Origin of the sequence: Paenibacillus sp. EKM10P (assembly GCF_011800655.1) — a bacterium.
Taxonomy (GTDB): Bacteria; Bacillota; Bacilli; order Paenibacillales; family Paenibacillaceae; genus Paenibacillus; species Paenibacillus polymyxa.
The window spans coordinates 119,790-143,907 of sequence record NZ_JAALET010000005.1 but is presented as its reverse complement, the minus strand read 5'-3'; the positions used below and the strand labels follow the sequence as shown (position 1 = coordinate 143,907).

The window sequence follows — 24,118 nt, the reverse complement described above, 5'->3', positions numbered from 1 at the left end:
AAGCATGAATCCACTGCTGTCCCTGCTCCCCACGAGCAAAAAAAAGGGATTGAATGCAAGGCTGACTCAGCAATTTGCTTACATAAGCTCTCAGACAGGCGATCAGCCTCTATCATCTCATCACAGTCGTTTTATGTGTCGTTATGGCTATGGAAGGTCTGCCGAATCTGCCAGCATGGGGGAAAGCGGACAGGATTTTGCCGCAGTGCGTATTCATAAATCTGTCTGTTGTTTTGTCTTGTGTGATGGTGTCGGGCTCAGTTACCGAGGAGATTTTGCAGCCCGCTATCTGGGTTCTTCTTTACTGGATTGGATGGAACAGAGGCAGGATCTGTCTGCTGATCAATTGAGGGAGTATCTTGAACATCTGGCAGGTGCAGCTACGAAGGAACTGGATCGGCAGCCTTTGGATCACGAATCAGGCTTAATGCGTTCAGTATTGGAAGATAAACGTCGTCAGGGAAGCCAGTCCATGTATATTTGCGGTAAAATCGAACTGCCGAAACGAGGTACCCGTGGTCGTCTCCGACTTGCCTGGCAAGGGGATTCACGTTTGCGATTGTGGAACGGTACGGAAGAAATCAGCGAACTATTTGATCATACCTTCTCTACTGCGGAACGCTGGTCTACAAGCCGTGGACCGATTGGAGGGAAGCCGCATTGGTACGAAAGAAGCATACCCGCAGATATGCCAATGAGATTACAGGTATACACAGACGGTTTGTCCGATTTAGATCCTATTCGCGAGCCTGTCCCTGATGAGCAGATACAGGTATTACTTGATGCGTCTCATACCGGGGGACTTGATGATGATGCGGCATTTATTGAGCTGCAGTGGTAAATGAATAAGCCAAAGGACGTATGCATCCATATCGATGGTTGTAGAACGTCCTTTTTTGATAGATACATAGAAAACTGCGAATAGGTAAGATATTTACGGAATGTAACGAGAGGGAAGAAGAAAAGATGCACTAATGCGCGAAATATTCGATCTTTTCCTGAATATCGCAAAGGAACAGCAAAAAATGCGCAAAAATGGTGATTATAAAGTATACCCTTTTGGGTAATCTTGTGATTATACAGATTATTGAAAGGGAGCGATACGTATGAGCTATACATATGCAGGAGGCGCGCGCTTTGAAGGCAAAACTGCTCTAATTACGGGTGCTGGTTCTGGTATTGGCAAGGCAACGGCCATCCAAATGGCTAGAGAAGGAGCAAATGTCGCTCTTTTTGACGTAAGTAATGATCGCATTTTGGAGACGGAAAGAGAAATTAATGCCATACGTGAAGGGTCAGCCCGGGCTTTTGACGTGGACATTGCCGATCCGGTGCGTGTTGAAAAAGCAGTGCTGGAAGCGGTTGAATTGTTTGGCGGGCTGCATATCATTTTTGCCAATGCGGGGATTAACGGGGTCGTCGGACCAATCGAGGAGCTGAGTATTGAGGATTGGCGGCAAACCTTGTCAACGAATCTGGATGGCACCTTCCTGACGGTGAAGTATACAATACCACATTTGAAAAAGAACGGTGGCGGCAGCATTATCATTACCAGCTCGATTAATGGAAATCAGCGCTTTACCAGCTTTGGGATGTCAGCCTATAGCACATCAAAGGCAGGTCAAACTGGTTTTGCTAAAATGGCGGCCCTAGAGCTGGCCAAGTTCCGTATTCGTGTCAATGTCATTTATCCAGGGGCCATTTCGACGAATATTGATGAAACCACGGAGAAATCGGAAGGGTTGAAGCAGATTACCATCCCTGTGCAATTTCCTGAGGGAAATCAGCCGTTAGCAGATGGACCGGGACAGCCCGAACAGGTTGCTGATTTGGTAACATTCTTGGCCTCTGATCATTCGCGTCACATCACTGGCGCACAAATTGTGATTGATGGGGCAGAGTCGTTATTGTTTTAGAAAATGGAGTATTCTCTGGGACAGAGAAATGTTTTGTGGTATCTTAAGTGTATTCTTACTTACGGTGCGAATGTGAAGCTCACATAAAAACCCCAGATCCTTCGCACCTCGAAATTTGTCGAAATAAATTTATATTCACTTTTATCGTTAGAAGTCAATAGTGGATTCAAGCTTTTTAAGCATCGTGTTTTTCGAAAATGCAGGAATTGATACCTTAGGGTATTAATTCCTGCATTTTTATTGTCGCACTCTATTACGCGTGGGATTGGAGTAATCATATCGCTACCATTCGCGGTCGGTAGGATGCTTTGCAACATAGCTTTTAAATTCCTTATACAAATAACTCGCATTATATATCTAAAAGATATATGATTGATGTATCTAAAAGATATATTGGAGGATTAAAATGATGAACGAATTTTTTATTTTAGGTGAATTAATGGAAGAACCCCAAAGTGGTTATAGTTTACGTAATGCATTGCAAGCCACTTTAGGACGTCATAGAAAAATTAGCTATGGCGTGATTTATCCCCTACTTGAAAAATTAGAGAACAAAGGTTTTGTAGAAATAACTAATGTAGGGTCAGACGGGAAAAATAAAAAAGTTGCTACTATTACAGATAAAGGAAAGGAACGTTTTTTTGAACTAATGAAAATGCCTGTTCCAAGTGGGGCTCACAATGCTGATATCTATTTAATAAAGCTTGATGTGATGCAGCATCTTGCTCTAGATGAACAAATACAACTATTAGATCAATTCTATCAGGAACAAAAAGATATCGTAGAAGATACGCAAGACGCGCTACAAGAATTAGCTGAAGAAGATTCAAAAGATCACTGGTATGCAAGTAAGAGGTTTGAGTTACGACTACAGCAAGCAAATGTGACAATTGAATGGATTGAAAAATTTAAACACGAATTAAAGAAAGGAGGGTGGTAAACAGAATGACAAAAGAAATAAAAATAGCCTTGTTAATGGCTGCGAGTCTCTTTATGGAGATTTTAGATGGAACAATTGTAACTACCGCACTACCTAAAATGGCTCAATATTTTCATACAGGTTCGGCAACAATTGCTTTACTCATCAGTGTGTATTTGATTACAGTTGCCGTTTTTATCCCTTTGAGTGGATGGATGGCTAATCGATTCGGGAAAAAGAAGATTTGGATTATTGCTGTTATTATTTTTACCCTTAGCTCATTAGGTAGTGCAGTAGCACCAAGCTTCACTTTCCTTTTAATAATGAGAATTATACAAGGAATTTCTGGTGCTTTATTGACACCTACAGCAAGACTGATTGTATTAGAAAAGACACCGCCCTCACAGCTATTGAAAATGTTTAGTTATCTCATTTGGCCTGCTCTTGTAGCACCCGCAATAGCACCATTGATTGGCGGATTTATTGTTACTTACTGGAGCTGGCAGTGGATTTTTCTGATCAATGTGCCAATAGGTTTAATTATCGTATTAATCGGTATAAAATTAATTGATGCTGATAAGATAAATAAAACAACAACTTTTGACTTTTTGGGATTTTTAGAAATTACCTTTTCATCCAGCATAATTCTAGTTGGAGCAGAGCTAGCCACTCACGGAAAAAATTATTGGCTTAGTGCAATAGGATTAATTGTCTTAGGCATGATACTAGGATTTATAGTATTCAAGCACTTGAAAAAAGTAGACAATCCACTATTTTCACTTGATGCATTAAAAATAACTTCTTTTAGAATCTGCCAGACAAGTGGTTCTGTTTTGTGGCTATGTGTTGGGGCATTGCCATATATCCTCACAATTTTTTTACAAACGGTCTTTCATTGGTCAGCAGTAAAAGCAGGTAGTTATGTGTTATTTATTTTTATTGGAAATATTGGAATCAAACCTTTTGCCAATACAATTATTCGTAAATAGGCTATCGTGGAGCATTATTGTCATCATTTGTGATGATATTTATTACATCAATTGCTTTAGCTTTCATTCAAATTAATACTTTTCCTATTGTGATCATGTTTCTTGCATTAGTTTCAGGTGTAGGACGATCACTAGCCTTAACTGCTTACAGTGGACTGAGTTTCTCTGAAGTAGACACTAAAGATCGAAATAGTGCCAATACTTTGAATGCTGTCGTTTCAACATTAGCTCAAGGGATGGGAATATCACTTATGACAGTTGTTGTGGGTTTATTACAAATCTTCTTCCCAATTACTATCGCATATGAACTAGGTTTTGTGTTTCTTGGTCTATTGATGATATTCCCAGCAATTGAAGTACTGTTTCTACCTAAAAATATTGGTCATGCAACAATCGGCGTTGCATATGTAAAACACTGAGTATGTTCTTGTATGGTTCTAATCTTCATCTCTTATCGTCTTAGAGTGGGTTTTGTCGGGAATGTTAGTGATACCCCTCACTTCGTGTACGTACATGGATGACATGAAAAAAGAAGTCTCGTATTGTGACCCGCCCAGCAGTAAATAGTACAAATTCCTTTTTAACGGATTCCTTATTCAACAAATTCCCCCTTACTTTTGTGCAATAATTAACTAACATTGCTATGGGTGAAGTATAACTTAAGATAGGAGTTGCTTATGAGAAGTTTCATGAGTAAGTTTCTAAAGCGTTATGCATCGATTTTGCTGAGCTACGCAATAGTTATAGGATTATTTTACGCTTTGGGATATAAGATGAGCGCTATGGGCTTCTTTGCAATTTTCACAGGAATTGTGATTGGATTAATAATCAACTTTGTATTATCAAAGCGAGAGAAATAAACCCATGTATCCCTTGATTACATCCACATCAGGGGATTTTTCATGTTACTAAAAGATCGAATAGAGTTTCTGAATGGAATTTCTATATCTTTTACTGGTGAGAATGCACATAGAGAAATGAATTCAGTCATTGTCAACACTATGGATACTTTACTTGGATCAATCCAATCATTTTAGGATGTCGCTCGTCCAACATGTCATGTCTCAATATGTGCTTAGAATCGAAGAATAACCATCACTCTCCGACAGAAATACAGGACAACCTCATAATATGTAAGCTACAGTGGCAAAGGACTCCCGGTTTATTTAATATAGATTGTACATAGGACGCTTATTACAAGGAGTGAATGAGAATGTTCTCTAGAATGGCAGAGCAGAAGATTGCCGAGGCGATGGCCAAAGGTGAGTTTGATCATTTGCCGGGAGAGGGCAAGCCACTGGTGATTGAGGATTTGTCACATGTTCCAGAAGAGCTGCGGATGTCGTACAAGCTGTTGAAAAATGCAGGTATTTTACCGGAAGAGCTACAGCTGCAAAAGGAATGTGTCCAGCTACGTGATTTGCTTCACGCTTGTCATGAGGCAGGAGAGCAACAGCGAATCAGTCGCAGGCTGACTGAAAAATCACTTCGTCTTCGTATGCTGCTGGAGGAAAGAGGGCTAAATATGTCGTCTGTATTTTATGAATATGAGTCTGCTGTGCGTCAGCGACTGGAGGAATAACAGCGAAAGGAGCAAAGGGCAAAATGCCCTTGTCCACACACTTTGCTTTCCGTGTTTAATCTCATTACCGTTGCAGTGCAGATAATTTCGTGAGGCATTGCTTGGTCAGGAGGACTGGCTCCCGAGGCAGCTTGTCCAAATGAAAGCCATCGATTAAATCCATAGCCTTCACAGGCTCAGGAGAATCCAGCAGTCCGGAAAAGTAGGCGAGCCAGCCAATGACGGCTTCCGGTGTAATTCCTTGCCGACGCATGGCTCGGAGTGCTACGCCACCATGTCGTTTGGCCAGTCTACGTCCATCCGGACCCAGGACAAGGGGGACGTGTGCGAAACGTGGCGGCACTAAGCCCAGTGCTTGGTATAACAATAGCTGACGGGGAGTCGAATCGAGAAGATCATATCCGCGCAGCACATCGGTCATATGCATATCCGCATCATCGACGACGACGGCAAGCTGATAGGAAAACATGCCGTCTGCCCGTTTGATGATAAAATCGCCCCCCTCCGACGTACGGAAGGATACATGACCAGCTACCTGATCATGAAAAGAAATAATATCATCTGAATGCTGCGGTACTTTAAAACGAAGTGAAGGGAGTTTATGCTGTGCTTTAGCTAGAGCTTCTGAAGAGCTAAGGTTACGACATGTCCCTGAATATGCAGGTCCTTCACCCGACAGTCCGTGCGGAGCATGGGCGGCAGCCATAATGTCTGCCCGACTGCAAAAACAAGGATACAGTAAATCTTGCCCCTGGAGTTTCTCCAATGCAGATTGGAAGCGTTCCAGTCGCTGGCTCTGAGTGTAAGGACCATAGGGACCGCCAATGTCGGGTCCTTCGTCCCAATCCAGCCCGATCCAGCGCAAATCCTCCATAATTCCTTGCGCCAATGCGCTGCGAGCTCGTGTCATATCAATATCTTCCATGCGCAAAATATAGGTTCCGCCTAGGGAACGAACATGCAGCCAGGATAATAAGGCGGTGCGAGCGTTTCCTAAGTGTATCCATCCCGATGGTGTTGGGGCGAATCGTCCTCTAATGGGTTGGGTTTGTAATTCCATACGAAGTTACCTCGATTCTGTATTCCGTGTTTCTACAATCCGTCCTTTAGCAATCCATTGCAACCATATTATAAAACGATCTTGCCGCGAGTGCATCCCGACAAGTATAGGAGATGGCACGGGAAAGTGTGCATACCTGCGATGACCAGACGGCAAATTTAAATATCTGTATAATAGATTTAGAAGAATCATGCACGACAGGTGAGATGAAATCCCTTTGCTGTGGACCAGCTTAACATTTTTTATTCACTTTTCAATAATTACAGATAGTGAAAAATTCACAATAGCAAAAGAATTCAAACTTAGATTCTACGCCTCAAGCGTATCATTGGAGAGATTTCATTGACAGATAAACAATTGCCTATTACGCAAGTCATCCCCGAGCTTAAGCATGCCTTGCTATCCCATTCAGCGGCGGTCCTGATTGCACAGCCGGGAGCGGGGAAAACAACAGTAACACCATTAGAACTGCTGCATGAGCCGTGGCTGGCGGAGCAAAAGATAATTATGCTGGAGCCGCGACGCTTGGCAGCACGTGCGGCAGCAGCGCAAATGGCAAGGGCGCTAGGCGAGTCAACTGGGAAGACCGTAGGTTACCGCGTTCGTATGGATACAAAGGTAGGACCAAGCACGCGGATTGAAGTGGTTACGGAGGGCGTACTGACCCGGATGTTGCAACATGATCAGGCTTTGGAAGGAGTTGGCCTGATTATTTTTGATGAGTTTCACGAACGCAGCTTGCATGCAGACTTGGGCTTGGCACTTGCCCTGCAAAGCCAGGCGCTGCTGCGACCGGATCTGAAAATATTAATCATGTCTGCCACCCTAGAGGCAGAGCCTGTATGCAGACTGCTAGGGGATGCACCCTTACTGGAGTGCCCAGGCACCGTATTTCCGGTAGAAACCTTGCATATGTCCAAGCCTTCGTCAACCTCATTAGAGTCTTTTACGGCTGAGACGGTAGAAAAGGCGCTTTATGCCCATGAAGGCGATTTACTGGTGTTTTTACCAGGGGCTAGAGAAATTCATAGAACAGAACGAGAACTGATGTCCAGAAATTTACCGGCCTCCGTCAAAATCATTCCGCTGTACGGCAGCATGAAGCTGGAGCAGCAAGATGAGGCAATACGCCCGTCGGCTCCGGACAGCCGTAAAGTGGTATTAGCCACCTCGATTGCCGAGTCCAGCTTGACCATCGCCGGGATTACGGTGGTGATCGATAGCGGACTGTCACGCGAATCGGTGTTTTCCGCGCGAACCGGCATGAGCCGTTTGACCACCGTCAAGGTGTCCAAGGCCTCCGCCGATCAGCGGCGCGGGCGGGCGGGCCGTCTCCAGCCGGGCGTATGCTACCGGCTGTGGAGCGCGCAGGAGCATGCCGCGCTCCCTGATGCCAGCCGCCCGGAAATCGCGGCGGCGGATCTGGCCCCGCTCGCGCTGGAGCTGGCGGCCTGGGGCGTGCGCGAGCCCGCCGAGCTGGGCTGGCTGGATGCCCCGCCTGATGCGGCGTACCGCCAGGCCACAGGTCTGTTGCGTCAGCTTGGCTGCCTGGAAGTCGCAGCCGATGGCACAGCAGGTGGCATCACCGCGCATGGGCGCGAGGTATCCGCCTTGGGTACGCACCCGCGCTTAGGACACATGCTGCTGCGCGCAGCAGCCCTCGGCCTGGCCCCAACCGCCAGCCGTCTGGCGGCGCTGCTGCAAGAGCGGGACCCGTTCCGTGCTCATGGCGGAACGGATTTGCGCCCGCGGCTGGATGCCTTGCGCGAGGCGGCTCATGCCCGCAGCACGCACAGCCTGCTGGGAGCGGCAGACGATACGGTGATTCGTCGTATCGTGCAGGAGAGTCGGCAGCTGCTAGCCACGCTGCCGACCACAGCCACATTGCAGGACGAGCCTGACGGCTCCGCGGCCTGCGGGCTACTGCTGGCCTTTGCGTATCCGGATCGGATCGCGCAGGGCCGAGGGGATGGCCGCTTTTTGCTTAGCGGCGGCCGGGGGGCGCGACTCCGACAAGTGGAGTGGATGTCGCGTTCGTCCTATCTCGTCGCCGCCGAAGTGGACGACGAGGGAGCAGATGGCGCCATTCAGTTGGCGGCACCGATTGAATTGCAAGAGCTGATCCAGCATTGCAGTGATTTGCTGCTGGAACAAGCCAACGTATACTGGGATAGCTCCGCTTCAGCCGTGAGAGCCCGTAAGGTACTGCGGCTGGGCTCGCTTATCCTAAAGGAAGCGTCCTATGAGCGACCTCCGGCAGAGGAAATCGCTGCTGCCTTAATGCAGGGTGTCCGGGAACGTGGTCTCAAACTGCTGTCCTGGAATCGGCAAACCCTTCAGTTGCAGGCGCGTCTGATTTTTATGCACTTCTCTGCGCCCGAGGATTGGCCTGACAGCTCGGAATCCGCGCTGCTGGATTCACTGGAATCGTGGCTGCTGCCATTTGCAGTTGGTGCCAAAAATTTAGCTGATCTGCAACGACTGGACGGTAGTGAATTGCTGCTTGGCAGATTGAATTGGGAACAGCGACAGCAGCTCGAACAGGAAGCACCGACGCATATACGCGTTCCCAGTGGTTCTCGTATTCCTGTCGATTATTCTCAACCTGAGGCACCTTCGCTGGCCGTGAGACTACAAGAACTGTTCGGCATGAAGGATACGCCCCGTATTGGACGCGGACGAGTTCCGATTGTGCTGCACCTCCTGTCACCAGCCCAGCGACCTGTGCAAGTGACATCCGACCTGTCCAGCTTCTGGAGCGAGGCATATTTTGAAGTCAAAAAGGACCTAAAAGGAAGATACCCCAAGCATTATTGGCCAGATGATCCACTAGAAGCTGTGGCGACTAATAGAGCAAAGCCCAAGCGATAATCGGCAACCGAACCTGGAATAGACATCATCGCGAATTTTGTAAAATCGTTTAAACGTCAGGATAGTGGGGTAATAAAAAAACGAACCACTCAACAACAACATATTGGGAGGTAACTATCATGGCTAATAACTTAAACGATTATAATGAAAAGAAAATTGTTGGTGTTTTTGATACCGAGCAGGAAGCATCTCGTGCAATTGGACAATTGCAGAGCAAAGGAATCCCAAGCAGTGAAATTTCTGTGATCACACGTGACCGTGACGACTTAAGGACGATTAGTGAAGAGACAGGCACCAAAGCACCGGAGGGTGTGGCTACAGGAGCGGCTACTGGTGGTGTTGTAGGCGGTGTCGCTGGCTTGCTGGCAGGCATTGGTGCCTTGGCGATTCCAGGTATCGGACCTATTCTTGCAGCTGGACCTATTGCGGCTACCCTTACCGGGGCAGCTGTCGGAGCGGGAGCAGGTGGCTTGGTCGGTGGGCTGGTCGGACTAGGCATTCCAGAAGATGATGCTCGTCAATACGAGACATACGTCGATCAGGGCAAGATTTTAGTGCTGGTGGATTCCGCTGATCATCACAGGGATGTTTATGATATTTTCCGCACCAATCGTTCTCTGAATGCGGATCGTTACAGAACATATGATGATACGGTGGCAGATTCGCGGACAGGTGCGTACACAGATACTAGAAGGAACCTGTAAACACCGAACGGCTACTTGAGGACGTGATTTAACAGGCTTTTCTATCTCCTTTGTATACAGATTATTTCTACAGCAGCAGTCTCCCCGAGAGGGAAGACTGCTGCTTTTATGTGTTACCTACTTATTGAAACCACTTAAGTCAGATGATGCTTGGCTTGCATTGGCACGTTTATCCTCCTATATATTTTTATAGAATTGTCGTTATAATAGATTTGGGGATTTTACAAAAATCCTGGATTATAAATTGCTAGATGCAACAGGAGAGTGACATGAGTCAAAAAGAGAGAATTTCCGAAGTTGCTTTGCTGAGAGGACTGGCTTTTGCAGCCGTTGTTCTTCAGCATTCCGTCGCACACTATGCGGTTGCGCAGGGGGCGCGCATCCAGGACGGAGTTGTGATGACACTATTACTACTGTGTGCCAAATTTGCAGTGCCTGTGTTTGTGTTTATTACTGGAATGGTGCTATTTTACAATTATGATGGAGCCTTAAAGTATGGGACGTTTTTACGTAAACGATTCATGGACATCATTGTTCCTTATATTATATGGTCTCTTTTATACGAGTTGGGAAATCAGCTTGCGCAAGGTGGAGGGTTAATTCACCCGTTAGATTTTGTCCAGAAGCTGTTGAACGGGAAAAGCAGCTATCATCTGTGGTATATCGTTATGATTATTCAATGTTATGTGCTATTTCCCGTGTTTCGTTATGCTGTACGTCGTTTGTCTGCGCTACTGCCTTCAACATGGCGACCCACCGCATTGACTGGATTCGGCGTACTCTATATTTTGCTTATGTTCGCGGTTGGACCCGTATATCAAGTGATGGATCAGCTCCAGCTTCCCGTCATTTCTTCTTGGTTTACCATATATGCTGACCGGAATGTGATCTATTTTTTCTTTTATTTTATATTAGGAGCGGCAGCCGGAATGAACATCAAGCGTTGGAATGCTTGGGTCATCAAGGCACAGTTGGTATACTGGCCGTTGTTTATCGTGATTACAGGGTACTTGCTGTATGAGATGATTGGTCAGTTTCAGACACCACGAGGTACGGTTCTTTCCTTTAACTACTTGTCTCTGCTACGTCCGGTCATGGCTGTATATTGCATCACGTCTATTTTTGTAGCTTATCGGATAGCAACGTGGATTGCTCACAAGGGAGGGCGTGCGGCGAGGGTGCTAACGGCCATCGGAACATTGTCCTATGGAGCGTATCTGATGCATGCCTTTATGTTGCGCGCAACCTACTATTTTGATAGTGCGTTGTTTGCCGATTGGAGTCACGTTCTTCGTACACTGGCTTCATTCGTTCTTTGTATGATCTTTTCCATTGCTGGAACATGGGTGCTGGCACATTTGCCTTTGGGTAAATGGATTGTGGGGCTTCGGATTCGTCCTCGTCCGGCAGGAAGTCCGCCAGCCATACAAAAGCAAGCTTGATTTAGCGATCAAGTTACATTATTTCACAAAAAGTATCCCGAAGCCCTCAGAAGAAGGCCAAGGGATACTTTTTTAAGTGGTATTATTCTATTTCAATACATGAAAAATTCACAATAGAAAATCATAAAATCACCCCTCAGCGCTACGCACACTACTCTAGAATGCTTCATTCCATAGTTCTCGTCATCTTAACACCAGTCACAAGGGAGGGAGAATTCTCGTAAGCTCTCATATTTATGAAAGGAAATAGTCTATGGACGCAGAGTGGTTTATAATGGAAGATAAGAGACTTGAATAAGGTGTAGAGGAGGTTGTGAAATGGCGTTTATGATATCCCAGCGGGCTTTTATCAAAATTTATCTGATCACAATGGTAGAGAGGCATCGCGGATATGGATATCAGATGCTCGAATCGATGAAAGATGAGTTTAGTGGTTTCGGATATGTTCCGCCTCAAAGCGAGGTCTACCGGGCACTGCATGAACTGGTTCAGGAAGGCGTTTTTTACCGTACCAAACGATTAAAAGGAACAGACCCGCGTGTAGATTTCCAGGAGATTGTGCTCTATCATTTCACAGACGATGGAGAGGAGAAAGCTCGGCTGTACAAAAAGCAGGTCAAAGCCGACCTGGACCGTTGCTTAGGTATGCTGCATAAAGCGGAACAAGACAACTATTCCTGACGACGAAAGGATGAGAATGATGGGTAGAAAGCTGAAATGGGGAATTTTAGGCACGGCGGAGATCGCCAAAATCGCTGTAATTCCGGCGATTCAGCAATCCGAACGCGGAGAAGTACTTGGAATTGCTAGTCGTAATGCGGATAAAGCCACTGAGGCCGCCCGGGAGTTCGATATTCCGAGAAGTTATGGAAGCTATGACGAGCTGTTGGCCGATCCCGAAATCGGAGCAGTGTATATACCGTTGCCGAACCATCTGCATGAAGAATGGACCATAAAAGCAGCGGAGGCCGGCAAGCATGTTTTGTGTGAAAAACCATCTTCTCTTAGCTCGGCCGGGACAAGCCGTATGATTGAAGCATGTCGCCGTGCAGGAGTGACTTTTGCAGAAGCTTTTATGTATCGCTATCATCCCAAACATCGAAGAATTAAGGAAATCATCAATAGTGGGGAAATTGGTGACATTCGCGGCATTCATTGCACGTTTACATTTAACAATACCGATCAGGCAGATAATGTGCGCTTTAATAAAAGCATGGGCGGTGGCTCGTTGTATGATGTGGGCGTATATCCGATATCAGCCGCTCGTATGTATTTGGATCGGGAGCCGGAGGCAGTGACGGTACATGCTTTATTTTCCCCGGAGCATGACAACGTTGATATGATGGCCTCCGGTCTGCTGGAATTTCCGGGTGGAGTCAACCTTACTTTCGATTGTGGCATGTGGGCAGCCAACCGTTCCAACATGGAAATTCTTGGCAGCAAGGGTACGATTGCGATGCCCAAAATGTTCGGTTGGGAAAGAACGTCTGTCGTACCGCAAATTTTCGTTCACGTTGGTTCGGTTACGCGTGAGGAACGTCTAAAGGGTTTTAATTCTTTTGAACTGCAAGCTGATGCTTTTGCCAAAGCCGTGCTTGACGGTATTCCTTTGCCATATGAGCCAGAAGATGCGGTTAGTAATATGAAAGTGATCGACGCCTGTATTGAATCAGCTCGCAGTCGTAAACGGATAGAGATTGGATAAGCAGGATTACCGTATTCCCAGAAGGCATAAAAAGGCAGCCTGTCCCAAGGACAAGCTGCTTTTTTAGATGAACCAATACATAGGTATTTTTAATGAGTCTTTGCACATTCGAGCATTACATATTTTCATCATAATCTGTAACATCACGCTTGGCGGCTGTCGCAGGCGAATTCGATGTGCCGTATTTTTCTACTGCGTCCCATGCGCCCGCATCGTCAAATCGTCCTGCATTCCGTTGGCGAACCTCACCTGCACCTTTGGGCGGCGGAGTCATAACCTGTTCCTCGATTGGGCGGTCATTCGATAATTCCCGTGTTGGCGTGTGCTCGACGGTATAGGCTGTATATGGAATGGCTTGTAACCGTTCAAAAGGAATTTCTTCGCCGCTCTCCACACATATTCCATACGTCCCATCTTCCATCCGTTGCAGGGCTGCATTAACCTGCTCCAGCTCGTTTTCCAGCGACTCATTAATCGCCAGATCACGGGATCGTTCAAAGGTTTCCGTCCCTATATCAGCAGGGTGGTTATCATAGGATGAGAGTTCCCCTGTGGAATCTGTCAGTGTTTCTCCCAATTTCGTATTTTCCTGACCATTTTGTTTAAAATGTTTTTCTAAATCCTTTTTCTGCTCCAATAACATATGTTTCAGCTCTGCAAGCTGCGAATCGTTCAAATGGTTCATGATCATCTCTCCCCTTCATGGTCTGTATGAGTGGCGTGTATGCTCTTTTATACCCGTTCATAAAGCCTAGCAATCACAGAGACTTTTATTCCCAGCCTAGAATGTGATATAAAAAGAATAGTGTGTTAAGGAGGGAAAACCGATGGATGAACATATGAAGCGTCGTCTGGATAAGCAAAAGCAGTTGTTTAAACAACTGGGCATTCAGCTGGACGCGCTCTCCATTCATGAGAAACAGTTCAAAAATAAAATGCGCGGCTATGATCCGGATGAGGTGGATGCCTTTCTGGATGAAGTAATCAAGGATTATGAACGCTTTTATGCGAATATAGCCGACCTGATGGACAAGTGGCAGGAGCAGCAGGCAACCATACGTGATTTGAAAAGTGCACCCAAGCCTGCCACCGACTTTAATGCACTTGACCGACGTCAACTGGAGGATATCATTAAGCAGTTGGAATATAGTGTGCGCCAACTAAAAGTGCGAGTACGCCCTGAAAATGACTATTTTCCGGAGTAAGGAATAGTTAGCACTGTGTCGTTGCCTCTATTGTGGTATGATGGAAACATGCATTTTACCAAACATTTAATGAGGCACACAAATAAAGGTGGTTAACATGAGTACCCATTTTTCCGTTAGTATCCATTGTCTGCTTCTTCTGGCTGAAGGGGCACCCGAGCGAATGACTTCGTCACTTATTGCTTCCAGTATCAATACCAACCCGGTAGTTGTAAGAAGAATTATGAGCCGACTCAAGCAAGCGGGTCTGGTGGATTCGTCACCGGGAGCGCGTGGCTTTCGTCTAAGCATGTCGAGTTCAAACATTAATCTGAAAATGATCTATGAAGCGACCAAGGATGAAGGTCCGTTGTTTGCCATTCATACCGACAGCAATCACAATTGCGAGGTTGGCAGGAACATAGATGCTTTGTTGGATGGTTTATATACCGTGGCAGAGCAGAAAATCCAGGCGTTTTTCGAGACCGTTACGTTGCGAGATCTGGAGCAGGCGCTCCAGCAGCGGATTGGACAACAAAGTTCATCCGTGTAAAGACGCCGGTAAGGAGAAATTGATATGAAAATCATCGTACTTTCAGACACTCATATGCCACATAGAAGCAAAACGCTGCCTAGTCGGCTTGTGCAGGAGTTAAAAGGCAGTGACCTCATTCTCCATGCCGGAGACTGGACGGATTGGTTCGTATATGAACGTCTAGCTGAATTTGCGCCTGTGAAGGGCATTGCCGGAAACAATGATGGAACCGACATCGTGGAGCGTCTAGGCTATCAACGAATCGTTGAAGTCCAAGGCAAGCGGATCGGCATGGTTCATGGTCACGGCTGGCGCGGCTCGACAGAGAATATCGCACTGAATACATTTAAGGGAGAAACATTGGATTGCCTGATTTATGGACATTCGCATATTCCTGTGGTCAAAAAGATAGATGATCTGCTTGTCCTTAATCCGGGGTCTCCCACGGACAAGCGCGGTGAAGACGAATACTCATTTATCGTGCTGACGATTGAAGACGGGCAGATGGAAGCACGGCTTGTTCTTTATCCAGATAAACATTGATATAAAACCAACAACTGTTGATTAAAGGGGAAGCTATGGCTATTTTTGATTTAGAACCGATGAAGCATCATGTGTTGATCTGCAATGGAGGCACATGTATGCGACATGAAGGCGAAGAAGTTACACAAGCAATTCGGGATGAAATTCGTAAACAACATGCAGAAGCCTATATTCATACGACCAGAACTCGTTGTAATGGGCGCTGTCATGATGCTGCGGTTGTGATCGTATATCCGCAAGGGGACTGGTATGGTCAAATGACCCCCGCCTCAGGTACAGAGCTGGTGCAGAAGCTCGTAGCGGGAGAGAAGCTGGAACCTCATCTTTTTCATGAGTGTACACGTAAATCCAGCTCGGAATAACCCAGTCAACGATCTATAAGAGCATGAGTAGAGAAAATCTTTCGGAGATTTTCTCTTTTTTGCGTTTAATCCCCAACCTGAAAGGTAAAAGTATACTGTGGATACCAATCCGATAGGGAGGGAAGAAAGATGAACCCATTTGAAGATAAGCTACACGGTGAGAATGAGCAAAAAAGCCAGACGGGGAAAGAGACAACGGAATCTAAACATCAGGAACAGCCGATTAATCGTGATCATGCAGAGCAGTATCCGACAGATCAGGAAAGCTTGTTCGACCGTTTTGAAATCGAGCAGACGGTAGATGCCATTCCCGTAGAGGATTTAAAGATGGAAAGACAAGAGGAGAGAGACAAGGATGTAACCAAGCACACCTCTTCTAGTGAGAAAAAATATAATGGCGGCGTATAATTTTCGACTAACTGGTAATATTTAAAAAGAAATCTCTTGACTTTAAGATATATACGATGTATATTAAGTTACGAAAAGTAATTAATTTTTCTCAGGAGGTAACAAAATGACTAAAGACTTCTTCACAGCTCTGAAAGACAGACGCTCCTATTATGGCATTAGCAAAGAACAAGTAATTTCTGACCAACGGATTCAAGAGATCGTAGAGGAAGCTGTGAAGTACACACCTACCTCTTTCAACTCCCAAACTTCACGCGCTGTAGTGTTGCTCGGAGAGCATCATGACAAACTGTGGAATATTACAGAAGATATTTTGCGGGAAGTGGTAGGCAATGAAGAACAATTCAAATCTACTACTGAGAAAATGAACGGTTTCCGCAGCGGTTACGGAACGGTCTTGTTCTTTGAAGACAACAACGTGGTAGCTGGTCTGCAACAACAATTTGAAGCGTATGCGGACAATTTCCCAATCTGGGCCAATCAATCTAACGGTATGCTGCAACTGGTTGTATGGACGGCTCTGGAGCAAGAAGGATTGGGCGCATCTCTTCAGCACTATAATCCTTTGATCGACGAAAAAGTGAAAAATGAATGGAACATTCCTGAGCACTGGAAACTGATTGCTGAAATGCCATTTGGTAAACCGACATTCCAACCAGGTGACAAAGAATTTCAGCCGATTGAGGAACGCGTAAAAACATTTAAGTAAGGGTTTTGCGAATTTTCGTATAACCTATAACCAATATCCAATAAAAAAAACCGCCGCCGGCGGTTTTTTTATTGGATATTCATGCTCACCTTTTTACTTTCATATAGTACAGCCTGCCAATTCATTTAAGCGGAAATCCGGGCAAGCCTCACCGCCTTCGGCACTCACCCGAATATCTACTAAGATTCATACCGGTACCGTTAAGGGGCGAAAATTCGCCCTTTCGGGATCGACTCTTATGCGGCAGTCAAAATGGGCTACTGCAAGTCCAAGCGGCTGGAATTTCACCAAACGGTTATGAACAACAAATCATAGAAGTAAGTGAGACGATAAACGAAAAGGAGGAACTGGAAGAATTGATGCAGAGGGTGATTGATGCTCACTATGAATCAAAAAAGATTTTTTATAATCTTTTGAGCCAAATACTCAATTCTCGGCATCATGACTTCATCATCGACAGCTGAAATTTTTTCGGGTTTAAATAACTGAATTTTCTTTAATTGATAATAATCATATAAAATTTGTTGAATGGTTATTTGGTTTGTCATTAAATATTTGACATTAAACAGACTTCGAAGAAGTTCATCCTGCATGATTAGCAGCTTGCCATTGATATTATAAAAAATGCCTTTTCGAACGCCTTCTTCATAGAAAGTTAATACTTGCTGTTCTCGCTGCTTCATGGCTTCATTCAATCGATCATAAGAATCTGGATAACTATTTTCGAGTTCATTTAAGAAAACATCTGTAAAGTATTCGACAAGCAAGACAGATTGTTCAAATATTTGTTGGAATCGAATACCAAAATTTTGATCTGAATCTAAAGAATTTGAAGTCAGTTCATTCATGTAATCTACAAAACCATCCACGATGTATAAGATTATTTCTTCTTTAGTTGAGAAGTATTTATATAAAGTCGCTCTGCTAATCTCCATCACTTTTGCGATTTCATCCATTCGAGCAGATTGAAGGTCATTTTTTCGAAAGTAAGGAAGGATTTTTGTAATAAGCTTATTTCGCGTCTCATTCATTTTATCACAATTGTTAATTTTGCTACTCAAATCATAAACCCCCATGTTCATTGTAATCTGAATATATAATTATACCCTAAATCCATAATAACAGATACATCACATATTATTTTGATTAAATAGACGTTTTTTATATAAAGTGTTTAATTTATATACTTTGTGTGGTAAGATGAATGGGCAGTTAACTACTTAAAGTGAGGATGATTTAAATGAAAACGCAGAAACTTGGCCATAGTGATCTTGTTGTTTCTTCTATTGGATTGGGTATGATGGGAATGTCTCCGGGTATTTATGGAACCATAAATGATGAAGAGTCTATTAAAACGATACATCGAGCTTTAGATCTTGGAATAACGTTGTTTGATACCGCTGATACGTATGGCAAAGGACATAATGAGGAACTTTTAGGCAAAGCACTGAAGGGGCGCAGAGAGCAGGCGATTGTCGCTACTAAGTTTTCATTTGGACCTGATTGGGAGTTTATCGGGGGACATCCTGATTACATTAAAAAAGCAATCGATGAAAGCTTACGGCGTCTTGATATTGATTATATCGACCTCTATTATCAGCATCGAGTCGATCCTGATATCCCAATCGAAGAGACGGTTGGTGCTATGGCTGGTCTAGTTAAAGCAGGAAAAGTACGTTATCTTGGTCTTTCTGAAGCCGGCGCATCTACGATTCGCCGAGCACATGCGGTACATCCAATCTCCGCATTACAATCGGAATATTCTCTTTGGAGTCGGGACATTGAAGAGGAGATTCTTCCTACCATTAAAGAACTGGGAATTACTTTTGTAGCTTACAGTCCTCTAAGCAGGGGATTCATCACCGGCGAACTTCGAAAATTTGAGGATCTTGATGATAATGATTTTCGTAGATATCTACCTCGTTTTCAAAGTGATAACTTTCAGAAAAACGTTGATATAGTAGACAAGCTTAGTGAAATTGCTAAAGAGAAAAACTGTACTGTCCCACAATTAGCGCTAGCCTGGACAATGGCCAATGGCGCGTTGCCAATTCCAGGTACGAAACGCCGAAAATATCTAGAACAAAACGCATGTGCTGTTGACATTCAGCTTACTTCTGAAGATTTAGCCCGTATTGATGCTGTTAGTCCAACAGCATATGGTGAACGTATGCCTGAGCAAGGAATGAAACAAGTTAATTTATAAGAAGATATTGACACCATATCATTTAATTTAATAGAAAGGCGTGAATCTTTTGAAGAAAAGAATGCTAGGCAAAAGCGGCTTGGAGGTTTCGGCACTTGGACTAGGCTGCATGGGTATGTCCGATTTTTACAGTGGTCGTGACAAAACAGAATCGATCCGTACACTGCACGGTTCTATCGAACTGGGTATAAATTTTCTGGACACGGCGGATATGTATGGCGTAGGTGATAACGAAGAGCTCATCGGCAAAGCCTTGAAAGGGTTGCGTAGCAAAGTCATTCTGGGAACAAAATTCGGAGTTGTGCGAAGCGATGACGGTGCAAATCTTGGCGTGAATGGTCGTCCCGAATATGTTAAAGCGGCTTGCGACGCCAGTCTTCGCCGACTTGGCACAGACTATATCGATTTGTACTATCAACATCGGATCGATCCTGATACTCCTATTGAAGAAACGGTTGGTGCCATGTCCGAACTGGTACGTGAGGGCAAAGTCCGTCATATTGGGTTGTCTGAGGCCTCCGTGGCAACTATTCGGCGCGCACATGCGGTACATCCCATTACTGCTTTGCAGTCGGAGTATTCGCTCTGGAGTCGCGATGTAGAAGATGACATTTTGGCAGTATGTCGCGAGCTCGGGATTGGTTTTGTCGCCTTCAGTCCGCTCGGGTACGGATTTCTAACAGGTCAAATCCAAAAGTTCGAAGACCTAGCGGAAGACGATGCCAGAAGGTTCTCGCCCCGTTTTCAGGGGAGAATTTCATCAAAAATCTGAATCTCGTAAAGCTTATTGAAGAAATAGCCACCGAGAAAGGCATTAAGCCCTCCCAATTGGCATTAGCTTGGCTAATGGCACAAGGAAACGACATTGTTCCAATTCCAGGAACGAAACGTAGAAAGTACTTGGAGGAAAATGCCAGTGCTACAGAAATAATGCTTACACAAGAAGATTTGAAGCGAATCGATGAAGCAGTTCCTAAGGGAGCTGCATTCGGAGCTGCTCATCTGGATATGAGCGCTCTTGATGCTTAATCTTACTGTTCACAAACAATTGGTAATATTGGGATGAGCTATAATAGAAAGTATGACCATTATCAAGCCCAAGGGGCCTGTTAATGGTTTATAACTTCTTAACTCTAGAGTTTGAGAAAGAGCTATAGCAGAGATATTAAAAGGTATTGGCCATTTTTATAAACAATGATCACAATAGTATAATGATTCAGATTCGACCTGAGAACAGCACTGCAGATAATCCTCAGTGCTGTTTGCCATTCCATTTTTTAAGGAGTGTGACCTTTGGAATACATAGAGCACGAGGTTAATTCATCCGTAAGTGGGTGATATTATGTTTGAAATTGGATGAGAAGTTTACATAAGTGTGATTGCTTTTTTTGCAGATGTTTAGCATTTGCACGTATTTGAAGGAGGAATTAGGACATGAACTACGATTGCATTATTGTCGGTGGGGGAATTGCCGGATTGCAAGCAGCCATTCAATTGGGCAGATACAGCAGTCATCGGGTGCTGGTGATCGATTCGGGCTATGGTCGATCTACGCTGTGCCATCAGTATCATAATATTTTGGGCTTTCCTGATGGGATTTCTGGTGAAGAGCTACGACGGCTTGGACGTAGTGAAGCCACGAGGCTAGGCACTGAATTTGTTGATGGTAAGGCGATAAAAGCGACCAAGAGAGATGAGCTTTTTGATATTGAAGTGGAGGCAGGGTCAGTTTATACGTCAAAAACGCTGTTATTGGCCACAGGGCTGACGGACCGTTTTCCAAAGCTGGAAGGGCTACAAGCCTGCTTGGGCAACAGTGTATATGTGTGCCCGGACTGTGACGGGTATGAGGTCCAGGATCGCAGTACAGTCGTCATGGGGGCGGGCAAATCGGGAGCTTCCATGGCCTTGATTTTGTCGGCACGTACCGATCACCTTGTCTATGTCAATCATGAGCGTTCAGAAGTACCGGACGAGCTGATCGTGAAGCTACGGGAAAAAGGGATTGAATATAAGGAAGCAACCATTTCTGAGATTATCACGGGACAACCGGGCTGTTTTGAAGGAGTGCGGCTGGCTGATGGACAAGTGGTTCGAGCAGAGCGGGGCTTCTTAGCCTTTGGAAGCAACCATGCTCATTCAGAGCTGGCGGAGCAAATGGGTGTGCATCTGCTGCATAACAAGCATATTGAGACGCATCCCCGCAGCAAAATGACAAACGTGGAACATGTATGGGTGGCCGGAGACTTAGGGGCTCATGCCGAGCAAGCGACGGTTGCAATGGGAGAAGGAGCTATGTCAGCGATCTGGATACACAAGGTATTATCCGGTATGAAAACAAAAATACCGCAACTCTGAGAGCTGCGGTTTAGAACGATGGGCGTGTACTTGGTTGAAGATGAGGCTCGAAGCGTCTTAGTTGATCGCTCATGCCATACTTGCGTAAAATTTCCGTCTGTTTGTTACCGATGAGATCAAAATGAGGATAGGGCTGACGCTGATGTATATACTGGGGGTCCAATCCGTTGAGCTTGCACCATGAGCGTAGCTTATTCAAGTCAGAACAGCCCACCTTGGTGACAGTTGTAATGCCTGGAAAGCGGTCATCCAGCCAATAATGCGTTAGAAAAGCAATCTGGCCACGGCTGACCTCTCTTTTCCAGGTCAGTAGTTCCTGTCCGGTGATGCCAAATGCCATCGGTCTCATCCTTTCCTGGCTCATTACTGAAATCATGAGCTATTGCGTGCTTGTCCCATTATTTTCGTCCTATTGCTTGTATTATGATCCACATGGAGTAACACAATAACAGGAGAGCGTATTTGCCGATCTCCTGTTAGCGGTTAGAGCCATCTTTCGGCCCAGCTCTCCACACCATTCAATGCATCACCTAGCTCTTTACCCTTACGTGTCAGCGAATATTCGGTACGCACAGGCCGCTCTGTGATGACATTGCGAAGGATTAGGCCGGAAAGCTCTAGTTCCTTGATGCGCTCGTTGAGCATGCGTTTGCTAAGATCAGGTATGGAGACTTGAATTTCACTAAATCGTTTGGGATGTTCCATCAAAGTATGAATGATGAGAGCGGTCCATTTTTTGCTGATGATCTGAAAGGACTGTTCCACCTTACCGCACAAAAGCTTAGGCTGCCTGTCGTCGCTCATCTGAATCCCCTCAATTTCATTGTTGTTTTAAACAGTATACTAAAAGTAACTCTGTATACCAATAGTAACTATAATGCATTGTATCAACTGTGACAATTTTAACAGTTTTTTTCTCTTTCCTATCGTCAATCATACCACAGAAAACGTTATCATTACAGGATATATCGAATGTTCACGATTTCGCTAAAATTTGATTGACTTGCCCCTTATTTTGGGTGTATTATGGGTTACGTTAATTCCTCAGGTAACTTTTAATAACCTCATCTTTTATAATGGGAAGAAGGAATATTTCATGGATTCAATGACATTTGTCTTATTTGGAGCGACAGGGGATTTGGCCAAACGCAAAATTTACCCTGCCTTGTATAATTTGTTTGTAGAAGGTAAAATTCCGGCTTCCTTTTCTGTAATTGGGATGGGGCGTCGTGAAGTGGCAGACGAGCAATTTCAAAGTAATGTAGAGCAATCCATTAAGGATTTTTCCAGACATGTGAATGAAGACCGTGCACAGATGGATCAGTTCTTAAGTGCTTTCCGTTACAGCGCATTGAACGTTAACCACCCGGAAGATTATAAAAAGCTGCTACAGCTTGCTGAGCAACGTGAAAATGACTTGGGAATTCCGGGGAACCGCATGTTTTATTTATCGGTGGCACCGGAATTTTTTGATGTGATTGCCCACAATATTCGGGAAAGTGGTTTGGCTGAAACGAAGGGTTGGAAACGACTCATTATTGAAAAACCATTTGGGCATGATTTGGAATCGGCACGTGAGCTGAATGATCGCCTGAGCAGAACCTTTGCTGAGGATGAAATTTATCGTATTGACCATTACTTAGGTAAGCCCATGGTTCAAAACCTGGAAGCCTTGAAATTTGCTAATCCATTGCTTCAAGGTATATGGAACAACCAGTACATTGCCAATGTGCAAATTACCGCATCTGAGACTGTAGGTGTAGAGGAGCGAGCAGGATACTACGATCACTCCGGTGCTATTCGTGATATGGTACAAAATCACATGCTGCAGGTGCTGATGATGACGGCGATGGACAAACCGGGACATATCACAGCTGACCAGGTGCGGGACGAGAAAAGTAAGGTGATGGACGCGCTTCGTGCCCTCGATCCTTCCGATATTAAATCCAACGTAGTTAGAGGACAATATACCGAAGGTGAAATCAACGGAAAAGCAGTTCCATCCTATAAAGAAGAGCCGGATATCGGACCTGATTCGCAAAATGATACGTTCATTTCAGCTCGTCTTTGGATTGATAATGAACAATGGTCGGGTGTGCCGTTCTATATTCGTACTGGCAAACGCATGAAAGAAAAATCCACTCGTATCGTCGTGGAATTTAAAAAGGACAACACAGATCCTTATGCTGCTCAAGGGCAGCCGACAGACCCGAACTTGCTGATCATCCATGTTAACCCGGATGAAAAAGTAACACTTCGTTTGAACAGTAGAGATCCGCTGAACAATGGCCAGTTGGAGACGATTCTGATGAATTATCATTCCGAGGCTAAGGATGTTCCAGAAGCCTATGAACGCCTCATCTATGATGCGCTGCGCGGTGATTCCACCTTTTTTGCTCATTGGAACGAAGTGGAGCTTTCATGGCTGTGGGTTCAACCAGTACTGGAAGCTTTTGCCCGTGGTGAAGTTCCGCTTCACACGTATGCGGCAGGCTCTTACGGTCCAGAAGCTTCAGATCAATTGTTGGAAGAACAAGGCTTTACATGGTGGTTGGACGAAAAGTCCGAAAGCTCTGAAAAAGCAGTCGTTCGTGCTTAACCCAACATAAAAAAAGTGTATACAAA

At 44.9% G+C, this 24,118-nt stretch carries 25 protein-coding genes and 1 pseudogene; 21 read left to right on the top strand and 5 right to left on the bottom strand.

What is annotated here, in order from left to right; all coding sequences use genetic code 11:
- Positions 1–4 precede the first annotated feature (4 nt).
- The 6 genes from HFE01_RS15185 (at position 5) to HFE01_RS15165 (ending at position 5,406) form a co-directional block, all read left to right on the top strand.
- Positions 5–841, top strand: coding sequence for a hypothetical protein (locus tag HFE01_RS15185; RefSeq protein ID WP_107734207.1), 837 nt, complete (start codon positions 5–7; stop codon positions 839–841).
- Between the two features lie 265 nt (positions 842–1,106).
- A complete protein-coding gene (locus tag HFE01_RS15180) occupies positions 1,107–1,916 on the top strand; it encodes an SDR family oxidoreductase (protein ID WP_107734206.1) in 810 nt (269 codons plus the stop codon).
- A gap of 409 nt (positions 1,917–2,325) precedes the next feature.
- Positions 2,326–2,856 (top strand): PadR family transcriptional regulator, encoded by a 531-nt coding sequence (locus tag HFE01_RS15175; protein WP_174820836.1) that lies wholly within the window; start codon positions 2,326–2,328, stop codon positions 2,854–2,856.
- A 5-nt stretch (positions 2,857–2,861) separates the two neighbouring features.
- Positions 2,862–3,824: an MFS transporter gene (locus tag HFE01_RS15170; protein WP_207714781.1), complete on the top strand. Its 963-nt coding sequence runs from the start codon at positions 2,862–2,864 to the stop codon at positions 3,822–3,824.
- 32 nt (positions 3,825–3,856) lie between these two features.
- Positions 3,857–4,243 carry an MFS transporter gene (locus HFE01_RS27075; protein WP_207714829.1) on the top strand — a complete coding sequence of 129 codons (387 nt, stop codon included), beginning with the start codon at positions 3,857–3,859 and terminating at the stop codon, positions 4,241–4,243.
- Between the two features lie 788 nt (positions 4,244–5,031).
- Positions 5,032–5,406: a DnaJ family domain-containing protein gene (locus HFE01_RS15165; protein ID WP_025364688.1), complete on the top strand. Its 375-nt coding sequence runs from the start codon at positions 5,032–5,034 to the stop codon at positions 5,404–5,406.
- Between the two features lie 64 nt (positions 5,407–5,470).
- On the opposite strand, the gene gluQRS is transcribed toward HFE01_RS15165, so the two are convergent.
- Complete coding sequence (gluQRS, locus tag HFE01_RS15160; RefSeq protein WP_107734204.1) at positions 5,471–6,466, bottom strand: tRNA glutamyl-Q(34) synthetase GluQRS; 996 nt, start codon at positions 6,464–6,466, stop codon at positions 5,471–5,473.
- Positions 6,467–6,808: 342 nt separating this feature from the next.
- Here gluQRS and hrpB point away from each other — a divergent pair, with 342 nt between their 5' ends.
- From hrpB to HFE01_RS15135, 5 genes are all read left to right on the top strand, one after another.
- A complete protein-coding gene (hrpB, locus tag HFE01_RS15155) occupies positions 6,809–9,337 on the top strand; it encodes an ATP-dependent helicase HrpB (RefSeq protein ID WP_107734203.1) in 2,529 nt (842 codons plus the stop codon).
- Between the two features lie 119 nt (positions 9,338–9,456).
- Entirely contained in the window at positions 9,457–10,041 is a 585-nt protein-coding gene (locus HFE01_RS15150; RefSeq protein ID WP_017428324.1) for a general stress protein, read from the top strand.
- Positions 10,042–10,310: 269 nt separating this feature from the next.
- Positions 10,311–11,483 (top strand): acyltransferase, encoded by a 1,173-nt coding sequence (locus tag HFE01_RS15145; RefSeq protein WP_107734202.1) that lies wholly within the window; start codon positions 10,311–10,313, stop codon positions 11,481–11,483.
- 318 nt (positions 11,484–11,801) lie between these two features.
- Positions 11,802–12,164 carry a replication termination protein gene (locus tag HFE01_RS15140; protein WP_013310011.1) on the top strand — a complete coding sequence of 121 codons (363 nt, stop codon included), beginning with the start codon at positions 11,802–11,804 and terminating at the stop codon, positions 12,162–12,164.
- A gap of 19 nt (positions 12,165–12,183) precedes the next feature.
- On the top strand, positions 12,184–13,188 hold the full coding sequence (locus tag HFE01_RS15135) for a Gfo/Idh/MocA family protein (RefSeq protein ID WP_017428326.1): 1,005 nt from the start codon (positions 12,184–12,186) through the stop codon (positions 13,186–13,188).
- 115 nt (positions 13,189–13,303) lie between these two features.
- Here HFE01_RS15135 and HFE01_RS15130 read toward each other — a convergent pair whose 3' ends face one another.
- The gene (locus HFE01_RS15130; RefSeq protein ID WP_016821044.1) at positions 13,304–13,873 is read right to left on the bottom strand and encodes a TraR/DksA C4-type zinc finger protein; all 570 of its coding nucleotides are present in this window, start codon (positions 13,871–13,873) and stop codon (positions 13,304–13,306) included.
- Positions 13,874–14,015: 142 nt separating this feature from the next.
- Between HFE01_RS15130 and HFE01_RS15125 the strand changes: the two genes are divergently transcribed.
- The 6 genes from HFE01_RS15125 to HFE01_RS15100 all read left to right on the top strand — a co-directional run bounded on the left by HFE01_RS15125 (position 14,016) and on the right by HFE01_RS15100 (position 16,929).
- Positions 14,016–14,393, top strand: coding sequence for a DivIVA domain-containing protein (locus HFE01_RS15125; RefSeq protein ID WP_016821045.1), 378 nt, complete (start codon positions 14,016–14,018; stop codon positions 14,391–14,393).
- A 97-nt stretch (positions 14,394–14,490) separates the two neighbouring features.
- Complete coding sequence (locus HFE01_RS15120; RefSeq protein ID WP_107734201.1) at positions 14,491–14,925, top strand: Rrf2 family transcriptional regulator; 435 nt, start codon at positions 14,491–14,493, stop codon at positions 14,923–14,925.
- Positions 14,926–14,949: 24 nt separating this feature from the next.
- The gene (locus HFE01_RS15115) at positions 14,950–15,450 is read left to right on the top strand and encodes a metallophosphoesterase family protein (RefSeq protein WP_019687047.1); all 501 of its coding nucleotides are present in this window, start codon (positions 14,950–14,952) and stop codon (positions 15,448–15,450) included.
- 35 nt (positions 15,451–15,485) lie between these two features.
- Entirely contained in the window at positions 15,486–15,812 is a 327-nt protein-coding gene (locus HFE01_RS15110; protein WP_017428329.1) for a (2Fe-2S) ferredoxin domain-containing protein, read from the top strand.
- Positions 15,813–15,941: 129 nt separating this feature from the next.
- Complete coding sequence (locus HFE01_RS15105; protein ID WP_025364693.1) at positions 15,942–16,220, top strand: hypothetical protein; 279 nt, start codon at positions 15,942–15,944, stop codon at positions 16,218–16,220.
- Positions 16,221–16,326: 106 nt separating this feature from the next.
- Positions 16,327–16,929 carry a nitroreductase family protein gene (locus HFE01_RS15100; RefSeq protein WP_107734200.1) on the top strand — a complete coding sequence of 201 codons (603 nt, stop codon included), beginning with the start codon at positions 16,327–16,329 and terminating at the stop codon, positions 16,927–16,929.
- 389 nt (positions 16,930–17,318) lie between these two features.
- Here the strand turns inward: HFE01_RS15100 and HFE01_RS15095 are convergent, their stop codons facing one another.
- Positions 17,319–17,990, bottom strand: a complete 672-nt coding sequence (locus tag HFE01_RS15095; RefSeq protein WP_243208200.1) for a TetR/AcrR family transcriptional regulator — start codon at positions 17,988–17,990, stop codon at positions 17,319–17,321.
- Positions 17,991–18,169: 179 nt separating this feature from the next.
- On the opposite strand from HFE01_RS15095, the gene HFE01_RS15090 reads away from it, so the two are divergent.
- The 3 genes and pseudogenes from HFE01_RS15090 (at position 18,170) to HFE01_RS15080 (ending at position 21,493) form a co-directional block, all read left to right on the top strand.
- Positions 18,170–19,135, top strand: a complete 966-nt coding sequence (locus HFE01_RS15090; protein WP_107734198.1) for an aldo/keto reductase — start codon at positions 18,170–18,172, stop codon at positions 19,133–19,135.
- 49 nt (positions 19,136–19,184) lie between these two features.
- Positions 19,185–20,164: pseudogene (locus HFE01_RS15085) on the top strand (aldo/keto reductase).
- Between the two features lie 405 nt (positions 20,165–20,569).
- Complete coding sequence (locus HFE01_RS15080; RefSeq protein ID WP_167438445.1) at positions 20,570–21,493, top strand: NAD(P)/FAD-dependent oxidoreductase; 924 nt, start codon at positions 20,570–20,572, stop codon at positions 21,491–21,493.
- 10 nt (positions 21,494–21,503) lie between these two features.
- On the opposite strand, the gene HFE01_RS15075 is transcribed toward HFE01_RS15080, so the two are convergent.
- Positions 21,504–21,833 carry a hypothetical protein gene (locus HFE01_RS15075; RefSeq protein WP_167438444.1) on the bottom strand — a complete coding sequence of 110 codons (330 nt, stop codon included), beginning with the start codon at positions 21,831–21,833 and terminating at the stop codon, positions 21,504–21,506.
- A gap of 143 nt (positions 21,834–21,976) precedes the next feature.
- Positions 21,977–22,297, bottom strand: coding sequence for a winged helix-turn-helix transcriptional regulator (locus tag HFE01_RS15070; protein WP_014599691.1), 321 nt, complete (start codon positions 22,295–22,297; stop codon positions 21,977–21,979).
- A gap of 292 nt (positions 22,298–22,589) precedes the next feature.
- Between HFE01_RS15070 and zwf the strand changes: the two genes are divergently transcribed.
- Complete coding sequence (gene zwf / locus HFE01_RS15065; RefSeq protein ID WP_107734194.1) at positions 22,590–24,092, top strand: glucose-6-phosphate dehydrogenase; 1,503 nt, start codon at positions 22,590–22,592, stop codon at positions 24,090–24,092.
- Positions 24,093–24,118: the final 26 nt, after the last annotated feature.

Coding starts and splice junctions, on each gene's coding strand:
- HFE01_RS15125 (WP_016821045.1), top strand. CDS start 14,016: ATGGATGAACATATGAAGCGTCGTCTGGATAAGCAAAAGCAGTTGTTT.
- HFE01_RS15150 (WP_017428324.1), top strand. CDS start 9,457: ATGGCTAATAACTTAAACGATTATAATGAAAAGAAAATTGTTGGTGTT.
- HFE01_RS15140 (WP_013310011.1), top strand. CDS start 11,802: ATGGCGTTTATGATATCCCAGCGGGCTTTTATCAAAATTTATCTGATC.
- HFE01_RS15130 (WP_016821044.1), bottom strand. CDS start 13,873: ATGAACCATTTGAACGATTCGCAGCTTGCAGAGCTGAAACATATGTTA.
- HFE01_RS15090 (WP_107734198.1), top strand. CDS start 18,170: ATGAAAACGCAGAAACTTGGCCATAGTGATCTTGTTGTTTCTTCTATT.
- HFE01_RS15175 (WP_174820836.1), top strand. CDS start 2,326: ATGAACGAATTTTTTATTTTAGGTGAATTAATGGAAGAACCCCAAAGT.
- HFE01_RS15110 (WP_017428329.1), top strand. CDS start 15,486: ATGGCTATTTTTGATTTAGAACCGATGAAGCATCATGTGTTGATCTGC.
- HFE01_RS15075 (WP_167438444.1), bottom strand. CDS start 21,833: ATGGCATTTGGCATCACCGGACAGGAACTACTGACCTGGAAAAGAGAG.
- HFE01_RS15080 (WP_167438445.1), top strand. CDS start 20,570: ATGAACTACGATTGCATTATTGTCGGTGGGGGAATTGCCGGATTGCAA.
- HFE01_RS15135 (WP_017428326.1), top strand. CDS start 12,184: ATGGGTAGAAAGCTGAAATGGGGAATTTTAGGCACGGCGGAGATCGCC.
- HFE01_RS15115 (WP_019687047.1), top strand. CDS start 14,950: ATGAAAATCATCGTACTTTCAGACACTCATATGCCACATAGAAGCAAA.
- HFE01_RS15100 (WP_107734200.1), top strand. CDS start 16,327: ATGACTAAAGACTTCTTCACAGCTCTGAAAGACAGACGCTCCTATTAT.
- HFE01_RS15105 (WP_025364693.1), top strand. CDS start 15,942: ATGAACCCATTTGAAGATAAGCTACACGGTGAGAATGAGCAAAAAAGC.
- HFE01_RS15120 (WP_107734201.1), top strand. CDS start 14,491: ATGAGTACCCATTTTTCCGTTAGTATCCATTGTCTGCTTCTTCTGGCT.
- HFE01_RS15170 (WP_207714781.1), top strand. CDS start 2,862: ATGACAAAAGAAATAAAAATAGCCTTGTTAATGGCTGCGAGTCTCTTT.
- HFE01_RS27075 (WP_207714829.1), top strand. CDS start 3,857: ATGATATTTATTACATCAATTGCTTTAGCTTTCATTCAAATTAATACT.
- zwf (WP_107734194.1), top strand. CDS start 22,590: ATGGATTCAATGACATTTGTCTTATTTGGAGCGACAGGGGATTTGGCC.
- HFE01_RS15180 (WP_107734206.1), top strand. CDS start 1,107: ATGAGCTATACATATGCAGGAGGCGCGCGCTTTGAAGGCAAAACTGCT.
- HFE01_RS15185 (WP_107734207.1), top strand. CDS start 5: ATGAATCCACTGCTGTCCCTGCTCCCCACGAGCAAAAAAAAGGGATTG.
- HFE01_RS15165 (WP_025364688.1), top strand. CDS start 5,032: ATGAGAATGTTCTCTAGAATGGCAGAGCAGAAGATTGCCGAGGCGATG.
- gluQRS (WP_107734204.1), bottom strand. CDS start 6,466: ATGGAATTACAAACCCAACCCATTAGAGGACGATTCGCCCCAACACCA.
- HFE01_RS15070 (WP_014599691.1), bottom strand. CDS start 22,297: ATGAGCGACGACAGGCAGCCTAAGCTTTTGTGCGGTAAGGTGGAACAG.
- HFE01_RS15145 (WP_107734202.1), top strand. CDS start 10,311: ATGAGTCAAAAAGAGAGAATTTCCGAAGTTGCTTTGCTGAGAGGACTG.